The organism is Saccharothrix variisporea (assembly GCF_003634995.1).
Taxonomy (GTDB): domain Bacteria; phylum Actinomycetota; class Actinomycetes; order Mycobacteriales; family Pseudonocardiaceae; genus Actinosynnema; species Actinosynnema variisporeum.
Genome location: NZ_RBXR01000001.1, coordinates 4,194,935 through 4,211,950, shown reverse-complemented (window position 1 = coordinate 4,211,950; position 17,016 = coordinate 4,194,935). Strand labels below are relative to the sequence as shown.

Sequence of the window (17,016 nt, the reverse complement as noted above, 5' to 3'; positions counted from 1 at the left end):
CAGGGCTGGGGCCGGCCGGCTGGCGCGGCAGGACGGGGCGCGGCACGGCTGGGGCTGGGTGCGGGCCGGCTGGGCGGGGCAGGGCCGGAAGCTGTGAGTGGTTGGGCGTCGAAGTGAGGCGCGGCCTCCGGCCCCCGGCACCATCGTCCCACCGGCCACCGACAACGCAGGCGTGCCCGCCGACGGAAGCGCCGCAGCGCGCCGCCCCTCCGCAAGACCGGCCGTCCTCCGCAAGGCCGGCCGCCCCTCCGCAAGGCCGGCCGCCCCTCCGCAAGGCCGGCCGTCCTCCGCAAGACCGGCCACCCCCGGGCAAGACCTGCCACCCCTCCGCAGGACATGACATGCGCGCGCACGCATGTCAGCCTTGACGCATGGGTGATCCGAATGCCTGGTACTACTGCCTGACCCACCAGAAGGCCGAGAAGGGCGTCGGTTGCCGGGGTGGCGACCGCATGGGCCCCTACCCCGACGAGGCCACCGCCACGCGCGCCCTCGAGCTGGCCCGGCAGCGGACCGAGGCCGAAGACGAGAAAGACCGCAAGTGGAAGGGGAACTGACCGAACCACCCGCGCGGACCTCTGCGGGTTAAGGTGCACCCGTGGCCTCCTTGGTGATCCGCACCGGCAGGGCGGACCTGGACTTCAGCGGCATCCGGGCCGAGTTCGGCCTGCCCACCGAGTTCCCGGCCGCCGCGCTCGCGGAGGCCGAGCAGGCGCTGTCCCGCGCGCCCGGGTCCCGGGAGGACGCCACCGGTCTGCCGTTCGTCACGATCGACCCGCCGGGCGCCAAGGACCTCGACCAGGCCGTCCTCCTCGAACGCCGACCGAACGGCTTCCGCGTCCACTACGCGATCGCCGACCTGGGCCTGTTCGTCGTCCCGGACGGAGCCCTGGACGCCGAGGTCCGCCGCCGTGGCCAGACGCTCTACCTGCCGGACGGCAACGTGCCGCTGCACCCGACGGTCCTGTCCGAGGGCGCGGCGAGCCTCCTGCCGGGCCAGACCCGCCCGGCCGTCCTGTGGACCTTCGACTGCGACCGCACCGGCGAACCCACCGACGTCCGCGTCCGCCGGGCCATGGTCCGCTCCACCGCCCAACTGGACTACGAAACCGTCCAGCGCTCCTTCGACGCCAAGAACCCGCACCCGTCCATCGAGGCCTTGGCCGACTTCGGCCGCCTGCGTCGGGAGCGGGCCGCCGAACGGGGTGCGGTCGAGCTCCAGCTCCCCGAGCAGGAGATCGTCCCGAACGGCGACGGCGACTGGAAGCTCGTCGTCCGCCCGCGCGTGGACGTCGACTCCTGGAACGCCGAGATCTCGCTCCTCACCGGCATGTCCGCAGCCAAGATCATGCTGGAAGCCGAGGTCGGCGTCCTGCGCACCCTCCCCGACGCGGACGACGGCGCGGTGGACGCCCTCAAGCGTTCGGCCCACGCCCTCGGCGTCCCGTGGCCCGAGGGCACGACCCCGGCGAGGCTCCTGGCGAGCCTCGACCCGAGCCGGCCGGAGTCGCTGGCCCTGTTCGTGGACGCCACGAGACTCCTCCGGGGCGCCGGTTACACGGCGTTCGACGGCGAGATCCCGCCGGTCACCACGCACGCCGGCGTGGCCGCCCCGTACACGCACGTGACCGCCCCGCTGCGCCGCCTGGTGGACCGGTTCGCGACCGAGGTGTGCCTGGCGGTGACCGCCGGGCAGGAGGTCCCGGACTGGCTGCGCCGGGCGTTGCCGCTGCTCCCGGGCCTGATGGGCGGCAGCGACACGCTCGCGAGCAAGGTCGAGCGCGCCTGCCTGGACCAGGTGGAGGCCTGGGTGCTGGCCGACCGCGTGGGCCAGGACTTCGAGGCCGTGGTGCTGCGCGCGGAGAACTCCGGTGCGGACGTGTTCGTCGCCGACCCGCCGGTCATGGGCCGGTGTACCGGCGAGGACCTGCCGGAAGGCGAGCGGATCAAGGTCCGCCTGACCGAGGCCGACCCGGACCGCCGCAAGGTGGCCTTCACCCGCGTGGCGGACTGATGCTCCCCGTCGACGACCTGGGCGAACCGGTCCCGCTGCCGGGGCCGCCGCGCCGCGTGGTCAGCCTGGTGCCTTCCCTCACCGAGGCGGTGGACCCGAGCGTGCTCGTCGGCGCCACCGACTACTGCACGCACCCGGAGGGCCTGGAGGTCGACCGGGTGGGCGGCTCGAAGTACCCGCACGTCGACCAGGTGATCGGTCTCCAGCCCGACCTCGTCCTGGCCAACAGCGAGGAGAACCGCCCCCAGGACGTCGAACGCCTGCGCGCCAACGGCATCCCCGTCTGGGTGATGGCCGCGCCCGCGTCGGTCCCCGCCGCCCTGGGTTCGCTGCGCCGGCTGTTCGGCACCGCCTGGGACGTCGAACCCGACTGGCTGGTCAAGGCCGAGAACCTGTGGCGGCACGTCGAGCAGCCCCGCGCCCGCGCGATCGTCCCGGTGTGGCGCAAGCCGTGGGTCGTGGTCGGCCGGGACACCTTCGCGGGTGACGTCCTGCGCCGCCTGGGCGTGCTCAACGCCTACGCCGACCACGCCGAGCGCTACCCGCGCCCGACCCTGGAGGAACTGCAGGCCACCAAGGTGGACCTGGTGGTGCTCCCCGACGAGCCGTACCTGTTCACCCCGGACGACGGTCCGCAGTTCTTCCCCGGCACCCGCGCGGTCCACGTATCCGGCCGCTTCCTGACCTGGTACGGCCCGGCGCTGGTCGAAGCGCGGCCCGCCCTGGAGAAGGCGCTCAGCGGAACCGGTCGGTAGCCGCCACCAGCGCTTTCAGGATCCCCGGCTCGTCGTAGGCGTGCCCCGCGTCGGGCACCACCACCAGCTCGGACCCCGGCCACGCCCGGTGCAGCTCCCACGCCGTCGTCGCGGGCGTGGCGATGTCGTAGCGCCCCTGCACGATCACCCCGGGAATGCCGGCCAGCTTCCCGGCGTCGCGCAGCAGCTGCCCCTCCTCCAACCACCCCCGGTGGACGAAGTAGTGGTTCTCGATCCGGGCGAACGCCAGCGCGTACCGGGGCTGCGCGAACGCCGCCACCAGCTCGGGCCGCTCGACCAGGGTGACGGTCGCGGCCTCCCACACGCTCCACGCCACCGCCGCCGCCTCGGCCACCGCCGGGTCCGGGTCGTGCAGCAGCCGGGCGTACGTCCCGATCACGTCGCCGTCCGGCGCCAGCTCGACCACCCGCGACCACCGCTCGGGGAACAGGAACCCGGCCCCACCGCCGTAGTACCAGTCCAGCTCCCGCTGCCGCAGGGTGAAGATCCCGCGCAACACCAGCTCGGTCACCCGCTCGGGGTGGGTCTGCGCGTACGCCAGCGCCAGCGTGCTGCCCCACGACCCGCCGAACACCTGCCACCGGTCGACCCCGAGGTGCTCGCGCACGACCTCCAGGTCCGTCACCAGGTGCCACGTCGTGTTCGCCGACAGGTCCGCACCGGGTTCACCGGCGTGCGGCACCGACCGGCCGCACCCGCGCTGGTCGATCAGCACGATCCGGTACGCGTTCGGGTCGAACAGCCGCCGGTGCGCGGGCGCGCTGCCCCCGCCGGGTCCGCCGTGCAGGAACACCACGGGCTTGCCGTAGGGGTTGCCGCAGACCTCCCAGTAGACGCGGTGCCCGTCGCCGACGTCGAGCAGGCCCTGGTCGTAGGGCTCGATCTCGGGGTACATGACCCCTACTCTGCCCGACGCCGACCGACGGTCACCGGTCAACCACGATCAGTGGAAGGTGTGCTCCGGCCCGGGGAACTGGTGGGCCTTGACCTCGGCGGCGAACTCGCGCGCCGCACCGAGCATCACGTCCGCCATGTTGGCGTACCGCTTGACGAACTTCGGCGCCTTGCCGCGGCGCAGGCCCAGCATGTCCTGCCACACCAGCACCTGGGCGTCGGTGTCCGGCCCGGCGCCGATGCCGACGGTCGGGATGACCAGGTCGTGCGTGATCTGCTTGGCCACCTCGGCGGTCACCATCTCCAGCACGACCGCGAACGCACCGGCCTCCTGCACCGCGTGCGCGTCGGCCACCACCGTGTCGAAGGCGTCGTTGCGGCCCTGCACCCGGTAGCCACCCAGCTGGTGCTCGCTCTGCGGGGTGAACCCGATGTGCGCCATCACGGGGATGCCGGCTCGCACGATGGCCTCGATGTGCGGCGCGAAGTGCCGGCCGCCCTCCAGCTTGACCGCGTGCGCGCGGCCTTCCTTCATGAACCGGACCGCGGTCGCCACGGCCTGCTCGACCGACACCTGGTAGGAGCCGAAGGGCAGGTCGGCCACGACCAGCGCCCGCTTCACCGACCGGGTGACGCCCCGGACCAGCGGGATCAGCTCGTCCACGGTGACCGGCAGGGACGTGTCGTACCCGTAGACGTTGTTCGACGCCGAGTCGCCGACGAGCAGCACGGGGATGCCGGCCTCGTCGAACAGCTCGGCGGTGTACATGTCGTAGGCGGTGAGCATGGGCCACGGCTCGCCGCGTTCCTTCAGCTCCCGCAAGTGGTGGATGCGGACCTTCTTCGCCGGTCCCGCCGGTGCCTTGGTGGCTCCGGTGCCATAAGGCGCGGTTACCTCGGCAGAGGTCATCGTCGACCGTCCTCCCTCGAAGCCCGCTCCGTCGCGGGTCTCCGGGCCTTGTTGCACGGTTACCCGGACAGCGTGACACCGGAACCCGACGTTGTGCGCGGTGTGCGAGTGACCTCACACCGCGCCGACCTCACACCCCGCGCAGCGCCTTGAGCACCGCCAGCGCCACGGCGTCCGGCCGGTCCACCGGCACCATGTGCCGGCTGCCCGGGACCAGCACGTTCGTGCCCCACGGCACCTGCCCGGCCAGCGCCAGGTGCTCGGGGAACACCCGCCGCCCGGCCGTGAGCACGGTGAACGGCACGTGCGGCAGCGGCCGGAACGCGCGCAGCCGCTCCAGCGCGGCCACCTGCCCGGGGTAGGAGGCCAGCTCGTCCAGCACGGCCCGTGCCACCGAGGGCCGCCCGTACACCCGCCGCACGAGCTCGGGGTCGGCCCGGTCGCTGCGCCCGAGCGTGGACCCGGTCACCGCCCAGCGCCGCAGCCGCAGCCCGTGCCGCGCGACCACCCCGTCCAGTCCCAGCCGCAGCACCCACCGCGCGACCAGGGCGGACAGGTCGAACGGCCGGCCCGCGCCGGGCACCTCGGGGTCCGGGTCGACCAGCACCACCCCGCGCACCCGCCCTGCCCGCAGCCGCGCCCACGCCTCGACGTGCAGGGTCGCCATCGAGTGCCCGACCAGCACCACGTCCGACACGCCGGCCAGCACCGCGTCCAGCACGGCCACCTCCCGGGCCAGCGTGGCCGGCGCCAACGCCGGACCGCTGTCCCCGGTGCCGGGCCGGTCGTAGACGAGCACCCGGGCGTGCGGCGCGAGCAGCGCCACCACGGCGTCCCAGTCGAACCACGCGGCACCCAAGCCGCCCGCGAGCACCACCGCCGGCCCGCTCCCGACACGCCCGGTGGCCTGGACATGCACGTCCCCGGCCAGGGAGGCGATCATGGTGCGCAAGGCTCTCCTCGAAAGGTGCGTGGGTCGTGGCGGTCACCGGCTGGAAGTGGCGCGCGGCGGGTGTCGTGGCGACGGTCGTGCAGCTCGCGGGGCTGGCGTCCCTCCTCCTGCTGGTGATCGACGAGGAGTCCGACCTCGCCGGGGCCATCTTCATCGTGGCCTACTGGCTGGGCCTGCCGGTGGACGCCAACCTGTTCATCGCGCTGGTGCTGCTGGTGCTGGGCGCGGCGGCGCGGCGGCGCAAGCAGGCCGCCCTGTGGACGCTGCTGCTGTTCGAGGCGCTCGGCCTGGGCGTGACGCTGGTGGTGCTGCTGGTCTACCTGGTCGACCCGAGCGAGTTCATGGGGTTGGACGAGCCGGGCGTGGACTGGGTGGAGGTCGCCACCTACATCGGCGGCGGCGCGCTGGCGTCCGCGGTGATCCTGGCGTTCCTGTGGTCGCTGCGGCCGGCGTTCCCGGCTCGGCTGGTGCGCGGGGCGTGGCGGCAGGCGCTCACGCTGTTCCTGGTCGGGATGGTGCTGGCGTGCCTGGTCGGCTGGGGCGTGACCGAGGTCTTCCCGGGCACGCTCATCGACTGGTGGGAGAAGTTCCTCTGGGCGGCCAACCAGGTCACCGGCGAGGTGCTGCCGCTGGGCCGGGCCGGGGTCGGCGAGGGACCGGACTGGCTGAGCGTGGTCCTCGGGCTCGCCGGGACCGTCGTCGCGATCGCCTCCCTGTACGTGTTCTTCCGCGGGGAGCGGTCCAGCCGGCTGCTCGACGACACCGAGGAACTGACCGTCCGACGGCTGCTGGCCGCGCACGGCGAACCCGACTCGCTGGGCTACTTCGCCACCCGCCGCGACAAGTCCGTCGTCTTCGCCGACAACGGCCGCGCCGCCCTGACCTACCGGGTGCTCGCCGGCACGACCCTGGCCAGCGGCGACCCGATCGGCGACGAGGACGCATGGCCGCTCGCGGTCGCCGCGTGGCTCGCCGAGGCCCGCCGGTACGGGTGGATGCCCGGCGTCCTGGGTGCGAGCGAACGCGGCGCCCACGTCTACGCGGCGGCGGGGCTCAAGGCGCTGGAGATCGGCGACGAGGCCGTGCTGGACGTCCGCGAGTTCAGCCTGGCCGGTCCCGAACGGCGGGCCGTGCGGCAGGCGGTCAGCCGCGTCGAACGCGCCGGCTACACCGCCCGGGTCCGGCGGCACGCGGAGATCCCGCCCGAGGAGATGGCGTCCCTGCTCGACCTGGCGCAGCGGTGGCGCGGCGCGGAGACCGAACGCGGGTTCTCCATGGCCCTGGGCCGGCTCGGCGACCCGACCGACGGCCGGTGCGTGATGGTCGAGGCGTACGACGCCGGCGGCGACCTGCGCGGCCTGCTGTCGTTCGTGCCGTGGGGACGCCGAGGCGTGTCGCTGGACCTCATGCGCCGCGACCGGTCCGCCGAGAACGGCCTCAACGAGTACATGGTCGCCGCGCTCGCCGACGCCGCGGGCCGCTTGGGCGTGCAGCGCATCTCGCTGAACTTCGCCATGTTCCGCGCGGTGTTCGAGGAGGGCGAGAAGATCGGCGCGGGACCCGTGCTGCGCGCGTGGCGGCGGGTGCTCAGCCTGGCGTCGAGGTTCTTCCAGTTGGAGTCGCTCTACCGGTCCAACGCCAAGTACCACCCGGACTGGGTGCCCCGGTTCCTGTGCTACGCCCGGACCCGCCACCTGCCCCGCGTGAGCATGGCCGCCGGCATCGCCGAGGGTTTCGTGCCCAGCCTGCGCTCGCTGTTCAAACGCGGCTCCGTCCGGGCCCTGCGCCACGAGACCACCGGAGCGAGCTTCGCCGCCGCCGTCGCCGAGATCGACGCGCTCAAACCGGAACCCAAGCAGGTCCGCCGCCCCGAACAGGTCCGCGTGCGCATCGCCAAGCTCGACCGCCTGCGCGAGGAGGGCATCGACCCGTACCCGGTCGACTTCCCCCGCGACTGCCTCCTGTCCGAGGTCCCCGACCGCTTCGGCGAAACCCTCTCGGTCACCGGCCGCGTGATCGCCCTCCGCGAGCTGGGCGGCCTGTGCTTCGCGCGGATCCGGGACGCCAGCGGCGAACTCCAACTGATGCTCGACACCGAACACCTCGGCGCGCAGGGCTTGGCCGCGTTCAAGGCGGGCGTGGACCTGGGCGACCACGTCGGCGTGCGCGGCGAGGTGACCAGGTCGCGACGCGGCGAACTGTCCGTCCTGGCCGACTCCTGGACCGTCACCGCGAAGTGCCTGCACCCGTTGCCGGACAAGCGGAAGGGCCTGGCCGACCCGGAGGCCCGTGTCCGCCGCCGGTACCTGGACCTGGTGGTGAACCCGGACTCGGCGCGGATGCTGCGGGTGCGCAGCGACGTGGTGCGCGGCATCCGGGACTTCCTGCACGCACGGGGATACCTGGAAGTCGAAACCCCGATGCTCCAGACCGTCCACGGCGGTGCGAACGCCAGGCCGTTCGTCACCCACATCAACGCCTACGACATGCGGATGTACCTGCGCATCGCACCCGAGCTGTACCTGAAGCGCTTGTGCGTGGCCGGCGTGGACAGGGTCTTCGAACTGAACCGCAACTTCCGCAACGAGGGCGCGGACGCCACCCACAACCCCGAGTTCACGATGCTGGAGGCGTACCAGGCATACGCCGACTACACCACCATGCTGCACCTCATGCGCGAACTGGTGCAGCACGCAGCCGTTGCGGCACACGGAAAGCAAATCGCCGTGCGCGACGGGACGGAGGTCGACATCTCGGGGGAGTGGCCGATCGTCCCGGTGCACACAGCGGTGTCCCGCGCCTTGAACACCGACATCACCCCCGACACCCCGGTCGAAGACCTGCGAGCACTCCTTGCCGCCCAAGGCATCCACGTCGAAGACGAACTGGACCACGGCCAGGTGATCCTCGAGGCCTACGACAAGCTGGTCGAGCCGAGAACCGCAGAACCGACCTTCTACACGGACTTCCCCACCTCGGTCTCCCCCCTGACCCGCCAGCACCGCACCGACCCCCGCCTGGCCGAACGCTGGGACCTGGTGGCCTTCGGCGCGGAGATCGGCACGGCGTACTCGGAACTGACCGACCCCTTGGAACAGCGGCGCAGACTGGAAGCCCAGTCCCTGAAGGCGGCCAGCGGTGACGTCGAGGCGATGGAACTGGACGAGGACTTCCTCAACGCCCTGGAACACGGAATGCCCCCGACCGGCGGTCTGGGGATGGGCGTGGACCGAGTACTGATGATGCTCACCGGCACATCCATCCGCCAAACAGTCCTGTTCCCCTTCGTCCGCCCGACCTAGCCCCCGCAGCGCAGCTTTCGCGAAGCCGGCGAGCCGCAGTCCACCCCCTTTGCCGGGCGGCAGTCCACCCGCTCTGCCGGGTGGCAGCCCACCCGCTTTGCCGGGTGGCAGTCCACCGGTGAGGACACAACCCAACTTGGGCTTCTTGCTTTTGTCATCTCCGTATGGCCTGCCCGAAGGGCTACCACATTTTCCAGGGGTTGCAGCCGAAAGTTTTGCGAGGAACGAGCAAAAGTTTTAGCGGCAACCCCTGGAAAATGTGGTAGGCTCCGCCAGGCCATGCGGAGATGACAAAAGCAAGAAGCCCCCGCAGTGGCAGTTGGGTCATCTTTGGTGGCCTGCCCGCCGGCGAGGCGCTTTTCGCTTTTAAGAGCTTTGAACCGGAACGCTTCGCTCTCAAGCCGAACGCGCTGCGCGCTTTCAAGATCAAAAGCGGCGCTCGCCGCGCGGCAGGCCGCCAGCGGGGGGTGAAGGGCGTCGGTTCCCCCGCCGTATGGCCTGGCGGAGCCAACCACATTTTGGGCCGGGTGCCGCTAAAACTTTTTGCTCGTTCCTCGCAAAAACTTTCGGCTGCACCCGACCCAAAATGTGGTAGCCCTTCGGGCAGGCCATACGGCGGGGGAACCGAGGCCCTCCACCTGTGGTGGTCACCACGGCAGACAGCGCGCTGCGCGCGCCGAAAGGCACGGGCAGGGTTAGACCTGCTTGGTCGGCAGCACCATGATCTGTCGCAGGTTGACGTGCCGCGCCCGGCTGGTCGCGTAGGCCACCACGTCGGCCACCTCCGCCGCCGTCAGCCGGCCGACGCCTTCGAACCACGTCGTCAGCTCGTCGACCACCTCGGTGTTGTCCACGTGGGACGCGAGCTCGCTCTCCGTCAGCCCCGGCTCCACGTTGGTCACCCGGACTCCCAGCGGCCCGAACTCGGTGCGCAGGTTGGCCGACAGGTGGGTGACCGCCGCCTTGGTGGCGGTGTAGACGGCGAAGTTCGGGAAGGTCAGGTGGGCGCCGATGGACGAGATGTTCACCAGGTCCGCCGTGCCCTCCTCGGCCGCCGAGGTGAGGTCCTTCGTGAAGGTGTGGATGACGTTGAGGACGCCGGTGATGTTGGTGTCGATCATCCGGCGCCACTCGTCGGTGCGGCCGGCGGCGATCGGGTTGGCCAGCATGACGCCCGCGTTGTTGACGACCAGGTCCACGCGGCCGAAGGCGTCGTGGACGGTGGCGGCGGTGTCGGTCAGGTCGCCGGTGACGTCGGCGGCGACCGCAAGCGCTTGCCCGCCTTCGGCCTTGATCTTCTCCGCCAGGTCGGCGAGGCGGTCGGCGCGTCGGGCCAGCAGGGCGACCCGGGCACCGGACCGGGCCAGGACGAGGGCGGTCTCCGCGCCGATGCCGCTGGCGGCGCCGGTGACGACGGCGGTGCGGTTGGTGAGGTCGTATGTCATGGCACCAAGACTGGGGCGGCGCGAACCGGTGACCGGAGGCCGCGGTTTTCCCTAGGTCTGGCAGGACCAGGATCAGGCTCGGCCGGTTGGCCATACTGGAACGCGTGAACCACGACCTGGGCGAGTTCCTCCGCACCCGCCGGGCGCGGGTCCGGCCGGACGACGTGGGGTTGCCGGGCGGTGGCCGGCGACGGGTCCCGGGGTTGCGCCGGGAGGAGTTGGCGCTGCTGGCGGGCGTGAGCGTGGACTACTACATGCGGCTGGAGCAGGGCCGCACCCCGAGCGTGTCGGACGCGGTCCTCGACGCGGTGGCGCGCGTGTTGCGGCTCGACGAGACCGAGCGCGCCCACCTGCGCAACCTGGTCCGCCCGCACCGGCCCCGCAAGCACGTGCCGCAGCGCATCCGGCCCGGCCTGCGCCGGCTGCTGGACATGATGGAGCACACGCCGGCGTTCGTGCTGGGCCGTCGCACCGACGTGCTGGCGTGGAACGCCCTCGCCGGCGCCCTCTACAACTTCAACTCGCTCGACTCGGACATGTTCAACGCCGCCCGGCACGCCTTCCTGGACCCCGACGCCCGCCGCTTCTACCGGGACTGGCCGACCGTCGCCGCCGACACGGTCGCCGTGCTGCGCCTGGACGCGGGCCGACACCCCGACGACCCGCGGCTGGCCGCGCTGGTGGGGGAGCTGTCGATGAAGGACGAGACGTTCCGGACGCTGTGGGCGCAGCACGCGGTGCTGGAGAAGACGCACGGGTCGAAGCTGTTCCACCACCCGGTCGTCGGCGACCTGGACCTGGACTACGAGATGCTGGCGCTGCCCGGCGACCCGGACGTGAACCTCGCGGTCTACACGGCCAAGGAGGGCTCGCCGACCGAGGAACGCCTGCGCCTGCTGGCGAGCTGGGCCGCCTCCGTCGACGCCTGAGCCGAGGTGACGCGCGCCACATCGCGTCACGGGTCCCGCGGCGGCCGGTGTCTTGAGGCCGAATCGCCCGAGACACCAGGAGGCACGCCATGAACATCGCGCTGTGGATCGTCACCGGCCTGCTCGCCCTCGCCTACGTCGCCGGCGGCACCGCCAAGTTGGTGATGTCGAAGCAGAAGATCTACGCGAGCGGGCACAGCGGCCACTGGGTCGAGGACTGGAGCGACGGCGGCGTGAAGGCGATCGGGGCGCTGGAGCTGCTGGGCGGGCTCGGTCTGGTCCTTCCCGCCTTGGTCGGGATCGCGACGGGGTTGGTGCCCGTGGCGGCGATCGGGTTGGGCGTGATCATGGTGGGCGCGGCGGTCACCCGGTTCCGGCGCGGCGAGGTCAAGCTGGTCGCGGTGGACTTCGGCTACCTGGCGCTGCTCGCCTTCGTGGTGTGGGGCCGGTTCGTGGTCGAGCCCTTCACCGGGTGAGGCATCAGATCCGCACACCCAGCCGTCGTGACAGTTCCGCCGCCTGCTCGTCGGTGACCAGGGTGAAGATCGAGTCGTAGCCCCGGCCGCGCTCCCGGTCGAACAGCACGTCCCGGAACCGGCGCCCGTCCCCGGGCACCAGTTCGTAGAGGGCGAAGGAGGCCGCCATGTGGTCCAGGTACTCGTCGGAGAAGTGCTCGGCGGTGACCGACACCTCCCGGCCGTTCACCGCGAACTCCAGCACGTCGTCGCGTGACCCGTCCTCGAACTCGCCCTCGCGCAGCCGGACGTCGGTGACGGTGAGCGCGCCACCGCTCAGCGCGGCGGCCCGCGTCAACAAGTCCTCATAGGACTCTTCGAGGTAGTCCACGTCGTCGGCGTGCACCGACACCGCCGCGCCGAACTCCTCCAGCGCGCACGCCACCGAGTACCCGTCCATCGGGCCGTCGTCGTAGGCGGCGTACTTGTCCAGCACGGCCCGTGCGTGCTCGGCCGTCACCAACCCCACGTCCACCAGGGCGGCGGCCACGTCGTCGAAAGTCGTCATCGGTCCCGGAGCCTACGGTCTAGTGGAGTTTCAGGCCGAGGTGGTCTTCGAGGGTCCGGGCCTGCTCGGGGGTGGCGAGCACCAGGACCGTGCCGGGACCGCCGGAGTCGACGTAGTGGAACGCCCGCGAGTCGCCGGGGGCCAGGGCGTCCACCGCGTCGGTCGCCGCCAGGTGGTCGACGTGCCGGTCGGAGCGGTGTTCGGCGTCGACGGTCACGGTCCGGCCGTTCACCGCGAACTCCAGCACGTCGTCCCGGACGCCGTCGGAGGGGAACTCGCCCTCGTGCAGCACGACGTCGGACACGGTGACCGCGCCCCCGGTCAGCGCGGCGGCCTGTGCCAACAAATCCGCGTAGGCGCCCTTCAGGTCACCGACGTCGTCGACGGGCACCGACACCGCCACGCCGAAGTCCTCCAGCGCCAACGCGACCGCGTGCGGGTCGAGGTGCTCGTCCAGGTGGTCGGCGGAGCGGTCCAGCACCGCGCGCACCCGGTCCGGGGTCAGCAGGCCGGTGTCCAGCAGGGCGAAGGCGACGTGTTTGTAGGTGATCATCGCCCTCGCACTCTACGAGCAGCGCTTGCCCTGCGCGGGCAGTTTCAGGTCGATCAGGTAGTCGTCGCCGATCGGGTCCACGCACTCGTTGCCCTGCAAGTAGACCGTGTGCTGGTTGCCCTCGTAGGTCAGCAGCCCGCCGCCCAGCGCCTTGGCCAGGTTCACGCCCGCCTCGTACGGGGTCGCCGGGTCGCCGGTCGTGGAGATCACCAGCACCGGCGGCAGCCCGGAGACCGGCTTGGCCTGCTCCACGGTCGGCGGCACGGGCCAGAAGGCGCACGTGTCCAGCGCGCCCACCGGCGGGTTGCCGTCGTCCAGGAACGGGGCCGCGGCCTTGTACCGGCGGGCCACGTCGTCCAGCACCGCCCGGTCGGTCACGCGCGGCTCGTCCACGCACTTGATCGCGGTGAACGCGTCGGTGATGGTCGAGTACTTGCCCTCGCGGTCGCGGTCGAAGTACGCGTCGGCCAGGCTCAGCAACGTGTCGCCCCGGTTGTTCTTCAGCTCCGTCAGGCCCGAGTTCAGCGGCGCCCACAGCTCTTCGCTGTACATGGCCTGGATGGCGCCGGTGATGGCGTCGTTGTAGGACAGCTTGCGGTCACCGACGTCCACCGGCCGCTGCACCAGCGGCAGGGTCAGGTCCCGGAACGCCTTGCTGGCCTGTGCCGGGTCCTTGCCCAGCGAGCAGTCCTGCCGCTTGGCGCACCACTGCGCGAACGCCTCGAACGCGTGCTGGAACCCGGCGGCCTGCGCGATCAGCGACTCCACCTGGTTCTGGGTCGGGTCGACCGCGCCGTCGAGCACCAGCGCCCGCACGTTGGCCGGGAACGCCGCCGCGTACTGGGAACCGATGTAGGTGCCGTACGAGTAGCCCAGGTAGGTGAGTTTCTCGTCGCCCAGCGCCGACCGCATGACGTCCAGGTCCCGCACGACGTCCCGGGTGCCGACGTGGGCCAGGAAGTCCGCGCCGGTCGTGGCCGCGCACTTCTCGGCGTAGGTCTTGTTCTCCGCCTCCGTCTGCTGGATGCCGGCGGGGGAGGTGTCCACGTCGGTGTCCAGGCGCTCGGCGTCCCGCTCGGCGTCGGTCAGGCACCGCACCTGCGGCTGGCTCGCGCCCACGCCGCGCGGGTCGAAGCCGACGAAGTCGAACCGCTCGCCCAGCGGCGTGTCCCGCACGGTGCCGGCCAGGCTCGCCGCCGCCGACATGCCCGACCCGCCCGGACCACCCGGGTTGATGATCAGCGACCCGATCCGGTCACCGGACGCCTTCTGCCGCAGCAGGCCGACCGTGATCGTCTTGCCGCCGGGGTTGGCGTAGTCCAGGGGCACTTCGAGCCGCGCGCACTCGATGTTCTTCTTGTTCCGGTACTGGCCGCGGGTGGAGGCGGTGGTCGCGTAGGTGCCGCAGTCCTCCCACCCGAGCTGCTGCCCGTAGAACCGCTCCAGGCCCGAGGGCACGGTCCCGGCCGGTCCGCGCTGCTCCAGCACGGTCCCCGGACTGGGTGACCCCGTCACCACCGTCGTGCAGGCGGCCAGCACGGGCACGGCGAGCAAGAGCATCAAGGAACGGCGCACACCCCTGATCGTAGGTGTGACTCGTCGGCCACAACGTCCACCGCTCGTGCGCCGCGTGAGCGAGAATGCCGTCATGCCTCAGCTCCGACTCGCCCTCGCCCAGGTCAACCCCTGTGTCGGCGACCTGGCGGGCAACGCCGACCTGGTCGTCGAGTGGTCCCGCAAGGCCGTCGAGGCGGGCGCCCACCTCGTCGTGTTCCCCGAGATGGTGCTCACCGGCTACCCGGTGGAGGACCTGGCGCTGCGCGAGTCCTTCGCGGCGGCCTCCCGGCAGGCCCTGGTCGAGCTGGCCCGGCGGCTGGACGACGCGGGCGCGGGCGGCGTGCCGGTGTTCGTCGGCTACCTGGACCGCGACGAGCGGGGCATGCGCAACGCCGCCGCCGTCCTGCACGGCGGCGAGGTGGTCGCGCGGCAGTTCAAGCACCACCTGCCCAACTACGGCGTGTTCGACGAGCGCCGCTACTTCACGCCCGGCGACACCCTGGACGTCGTCCGCCTGCACGGCCTCGAGATCGGCATGGTGATCTGCGAGGACCTGTGGCAGGACGGCGGGCCGATCGCGGCGCTGGGCGCGGCCGGCGTGGACCTGGTCGTGTCGCCCAACGCGTCCCCGTACGAGCGGAACAAGGACGACCTGCGGCTGCCGCTGGTCGCGCGCCGGGCGGCCGAGGCGAAGGCCCCGCTGGCGTACGTGAACACCGTCGGCGGGCAGGACGAGCTGGTGTTCGACGGCGACACGATCGTGGTCGGCGCGGACGGCGAGCTGCTGACCCGGGCGCCCCAGTTCGTGGAGCACCTGGTCGTGCTGGACCTGGACCTGCCCGGCGGCGCGTCCCGGGAGGCGGGGGAGTTCGAGGGCTTCGAGGTCCGCCGCCTGGTGATCTCGGAGGACCCGCTGCCCGCCTACGACCCGCTGCCCGCGCCGCAGGCCGCCGAGCCGCTGTCCGACGAGGCCGAGGTGTGGCACGCGCTGGTCACCGGGCTGCGCGACTACGTGCACAAGAACGGGTTCCGGTCGGTCGTGCTCGGGCTTTCGGGCGGCATCGACTCGGCGGTGGTCGCGGCGCTGGCCGTGGACGCCCTGGGCGCGGACTCGGTGCACTGCGTGTCCATGCCGTCGGTGTACTCGTCGGACCACTCGAAGTCCGACGCCCACGACCTGGCCCAGCGGACCGGCCTGCACTACTCGGTGCAGCCGATCGCGGACATGGTGAAGGTGTTCGTCGACCAGCTCGGCTTGACCGGGCTGGCGGAGGAGAACGTGCAGGCCCGGTGCCGCGGCATCGCGTTGATGGGCCTGTCCAACCAGCACGGGCACCTGGTGCTGGCCACCGGCAACAAGAGCGAGCTGGCGGTGGGGTACTCGACCATCTACGGCGACGCCGTTGGCGGGTTCGCGCCGATCAAGGACGTGCTCAAGACCCTGGTGTGGGACCTGGCGCGGTGGCGCAACGCGCAGGCCGAGAAGCTGGGCGAGCAGCCGCCGATCCCGGAGAACTCGATCAGCAAGCCGCCGTCGGCGGAGCTGCGGCCGGGCCAGGTGGACACCGACTCGCTGCCGGACTACGACCTGCTGGACTCGCTGCTGGACGACTACGTCGAGGGCGACAAGGGCTACCACGACCTGATCGAGATGGGCTTCGACCACGAGCTCGTGGACCGCGTGCTGCGCATGGTGGACAAGGCGGAGTACAAGCGCCGCCAGTACCCGCCGGGCACGAAGATCACCCTGAAGGCCTTCGGCCGCGACCGCCGACTGCCCATCACCAACGGCTGGCGCGAGGGCTGACAGCCGGGGGCGCGGCCGGCCACCACTTCCGACGACCGGCCGCGCCTCCCCGCTCCGCCCCTCTACGCGGTCGCGGTGGTGCCCGTGGCCGTGGTGCGCGGGGTCGCCGTGCTCGCGGCCCGTCCCTCCGCCATCGCCCCGGCGATGCTGATCACACCCAGCACCACCAGCGCGATCCCGAGCAGCCACGCCAGCGCCACCGCGCTCGACAGCGGCGCGACCAGCACCACGATCCCGGCGACCAGCGTCACCACACCGGAGAACACGGCCCAGCCGCTCCCCCCGAACCCGTGGAACACCTCGGCGACCCCGCCGACGACCCACGTGGCACCCAGGATCAGCGCGAGCACCGCGACCGTCTGGAACGGGGCCCGCAGCGCGAGGATGCCGCCGAGCAGCGCGAGCAGCCCGGCCACGCCCACCAGCACCCGGTAACCACCGCCGGAGGTGTGCGCGGTGAACGAGCTGACCAGCCAGAACACCCCCGTCACCAGCAGTTGGACGCCGAACAGCACGGCCGCCGCCAGCAACGTGATCCCGGGCCACACCAGCACCGCGACGCCGATGGCCGCGGTGACCACCCCGAACGTGATCCGCAACGCCTTCGCCCGGCCCAGTACGGCCAGTGTCCCGTCGTCCGCCCCGAAGTGCGCCAACCCACCCACCTCCTCGAACGTGGCCGAATCCGCCACCCCGAGCCTCTTCTCCTCCCCGCCGGCGCGCAGCGCGGAAACCGCACGTCACCCGCCCGAGTGGCCCCACCGCCCACCTGGGCGCACCATTCACCCATTCGTGAGCCCGCTCACACTCCATCTCCACCGTTGGAGTTGACCGCTAGGTTGATCTCCAACGAC

Annotated in this window: 14 protein-coding genes and 1 pseudogene; 7 read left to right on the top strand and 8 right to left on the bottom strand. The window is 71.9% G+C overall.

Annotation, left to right across the window (positions count from 1 at the left end; translation table 11 throughout):
- Nucleotides 1-371: 371 nt before the first annotated feature.
- The 3 genes from DFJ66_RS18600 to DFJ66_RS18590 are packed head-to-tail and all read left to right on the top strand — an operon-like array spanning nucleotide 372 to nucleotide 2,769.
- The gene (locus tag DFJ66_RS18600; protein WP_121222754.1) at nucleotides 372-557 is read left to right on the top strand and encodes a hypothetical protein; all 186 of its coding nucleotides are present in this window, start codon (nucleotides 372-374) and stop codon (nucleotides 555-557) included.
- Nucleotides 558-598: 41 nt separating this feature from the next.
- Nucleotides 599-2,014, top strand: coding sequence for an RNB domain-containing ribonuclease (locus DFJ66_RS18595; protein WP_121222752.1), 1,416 nt, complete (start codon nucleotides 599-601; stop codon nucleotides 2,012-2,014).
- On the top strand, nucleotides 2,014-2,769 hold the full coding sequence (locus DFJ66_RS18590; protein WP_121222750.1) for a helical backbone metal receptor: 756 nt from the start codon (nucleotides 2,014-2,016) through the stop codon (nucleotides 2,767-2,769). The genes DFJ66_RS18595 and DFJ66_RS18590 overlap by 1 nt, the downstream gene beginning before the upstream one ends.
- On the opposite strand, the gene pip is transcribed toward DFJ66_RS18590, so the two are convergent.
- From pip to DFJ66_RS43530, 3 genes are all read right to left on the bottom strand, one after another.
- Nucleotides 2,750-3,685 (bottom strand): prolyl aminopeptidase, encoded by a 936-nt coding sequence (gene pip / locus DFJ66_RS18585; protein WP_121222748.1) that lies wholly within the window; start codon nucleotides 3,683-3,685, stop codon nucleotides 2,750-2,752. The genes DFJ66_RS18590 and pip overlap by 20 nt on opposite strands.
- 48 nt (nucleotides 3,686-3,733) lie before the next feature.
- Nucleotides 3,734-4,594, bottom strand: a complete 861-nt coding sequence (gene panB / locus DFJ66_RS18580; RefSeq protein ID WP_121222746.1) for a 3-methyl-2-oxobutanoate hydroxymethyltransferase — start codon at nucleotides 4,592-4,594, stop codon at nucleotides 3,734-3,736.
- Between the two features lie 130 nt (nucleotides 4,595-4,724).
- Nucleotides 4,725-5,537 (bottom strand): alpha/beta fold hydrolase, encoded by an 813-nt coding sequence (locus DFJ66_RS43530; protein WP_211351219.1) that lies wholly within the window; start codon nucleotides 5,535-5,537, stop codon nucleotides 4,725-4,727.
- A gap of 26 nt (nucleotides 5,538-5,563) precedes the next feature.
- On the opposite strand from DFJ66_RS43530, the pseudogene lysX reads away from it, so the two are divergent.
- Nucleotides 5,564-8,848 (top strand): annotated as a pseudogene (gene lysX, locus DFJ66_RS18570) (bifunctional lysylphosphatidylglycerol synthetase/lysine--tRNA ligase LysX); the annotation flags it as partial.
- A gap of 695 nt (nucleotides 8,849-9,543) precedes the next feature.
- On the opposite strand, the gene DFJ66_RS18565 reads toward lysX, so the two are convergent.
- Nucleotides 9,544-10,293, bottom strand: a complete 750-nt coding sequence (locus DFJ66_RS18565) for an SDR family oxidoreductase (protein WP_121222742.1) — start codon at nucleotides 10,291-10,293, stop codon at nucleotides 9,544-9,546.
- 104 nt (nucleotides 10,294-10,397) lie between these two features.
- On the opposite strand from DFJ66_RS18565, the gene DFJ66_RS18560 reads away from it, so the two are divergent.
- The gene (locus tag DFJ66_RS18560) at nucleotides 10,398-11,222 is read left to right on the top strand and encodes a helix-turn-helix transcriptional regulator (RefSeq protein ID WP_121222740.1); all 825 of its coding nucleotides are present in this window, start codon (nucleotides 10,398-10,400) and stop codon (nucleotides 11,220-11,222) included.
- Between the two features lie 89 nt (nucleotides 11,223-11,311).
- Entirely contained in the window at nucleotides 11,312-11,698 is a 387-nt protein-coding gene (locus DFJ66_RS18555; RefSeq protein WP_121222738.1) for a DoxX family protein, read from the top strand.
- A gap of 4 nt (nucleotides 11,699-11,702) precedes the next feature.
- Here the strand turns inward: DFJ66_RS18555 and DFJ66_RS18550 are convergent, their stop codons facing one another.
- From DFJ66_RS18550 to DFJ66_RS18540, 3 genes are read right to left on the bottom strand one after another with little or no spacing between them, the layout of a single operon-like run.
- Nucleotides 11,703-12,245 (bottom strand): hypothetical protein, encoded by a 543-nt coding sequence (locus DFJ66_RS18550; RefSeq protein ID WP_246029809.1) that lies wholly within the window; start codon nucleotides 12,243-12,245, stop codon nucleotides 11,703-11,705.
- 19 nt (nucleotides 12,246-12,264) lie between these two features.
- Complete coding sequence (locus DFJ66_RS18545) at nucleotides 12,265-12,798, bottom strand: hypothetical protein (protein ID WP_121222736.1); 534 nt, start codon at nucleotides 12,796-12,798, stop codon at nucleotides 12,265-12,267.
- A gap of 12 nt (nucleotides 12,799-12,810) precedes the next feature.
- Nucleotides 12,811-14,373, bottom strand: coding sequence for an alpha/beta hydrolase (locus DFJ66_RS18540; RefSeq protein WP_121222734.1), 1,563 nt, complete (start codon nucleotides 14,371-14,373; stop codon nucleotides 12,811-12,813).
- Between the two features lie 73 nt (nucleotides 14,374-14,446).
- Between DFJ66_RS18540 and DFJ66_RS18535 the strand changes: the two genes are divergently transcribed.
- Complete coding sequence (locus tag DFJ66_RS18535) at nucleotides 14,447-16,162, top strand: NAD+ synthase (RefSeq protein WP_121222732.1); 1,716 nt, start codon at nucleotides 14,447-14,449, stop codon at nucleotides 16,160-16,162.
- 62 nt (nucleotides 16,163-16,224) lie between these two features.
- On the opposite strand, the gene DFJ66_RS18530 is transcribed toward DFJ66_RS18535, so the two are convergent.
- Entirely contained in the window at nucleotides 16,225-16,854 is a 630-nt protein-coding gene (locus DFJ66_RS18530; protein WP_170199518.1) for an HdeD family acid-resistance protein, read from the bottom strand.
- Between the last annotated feature and the right edge of the window lie 162 nt (nucleotides 16,855-17,016).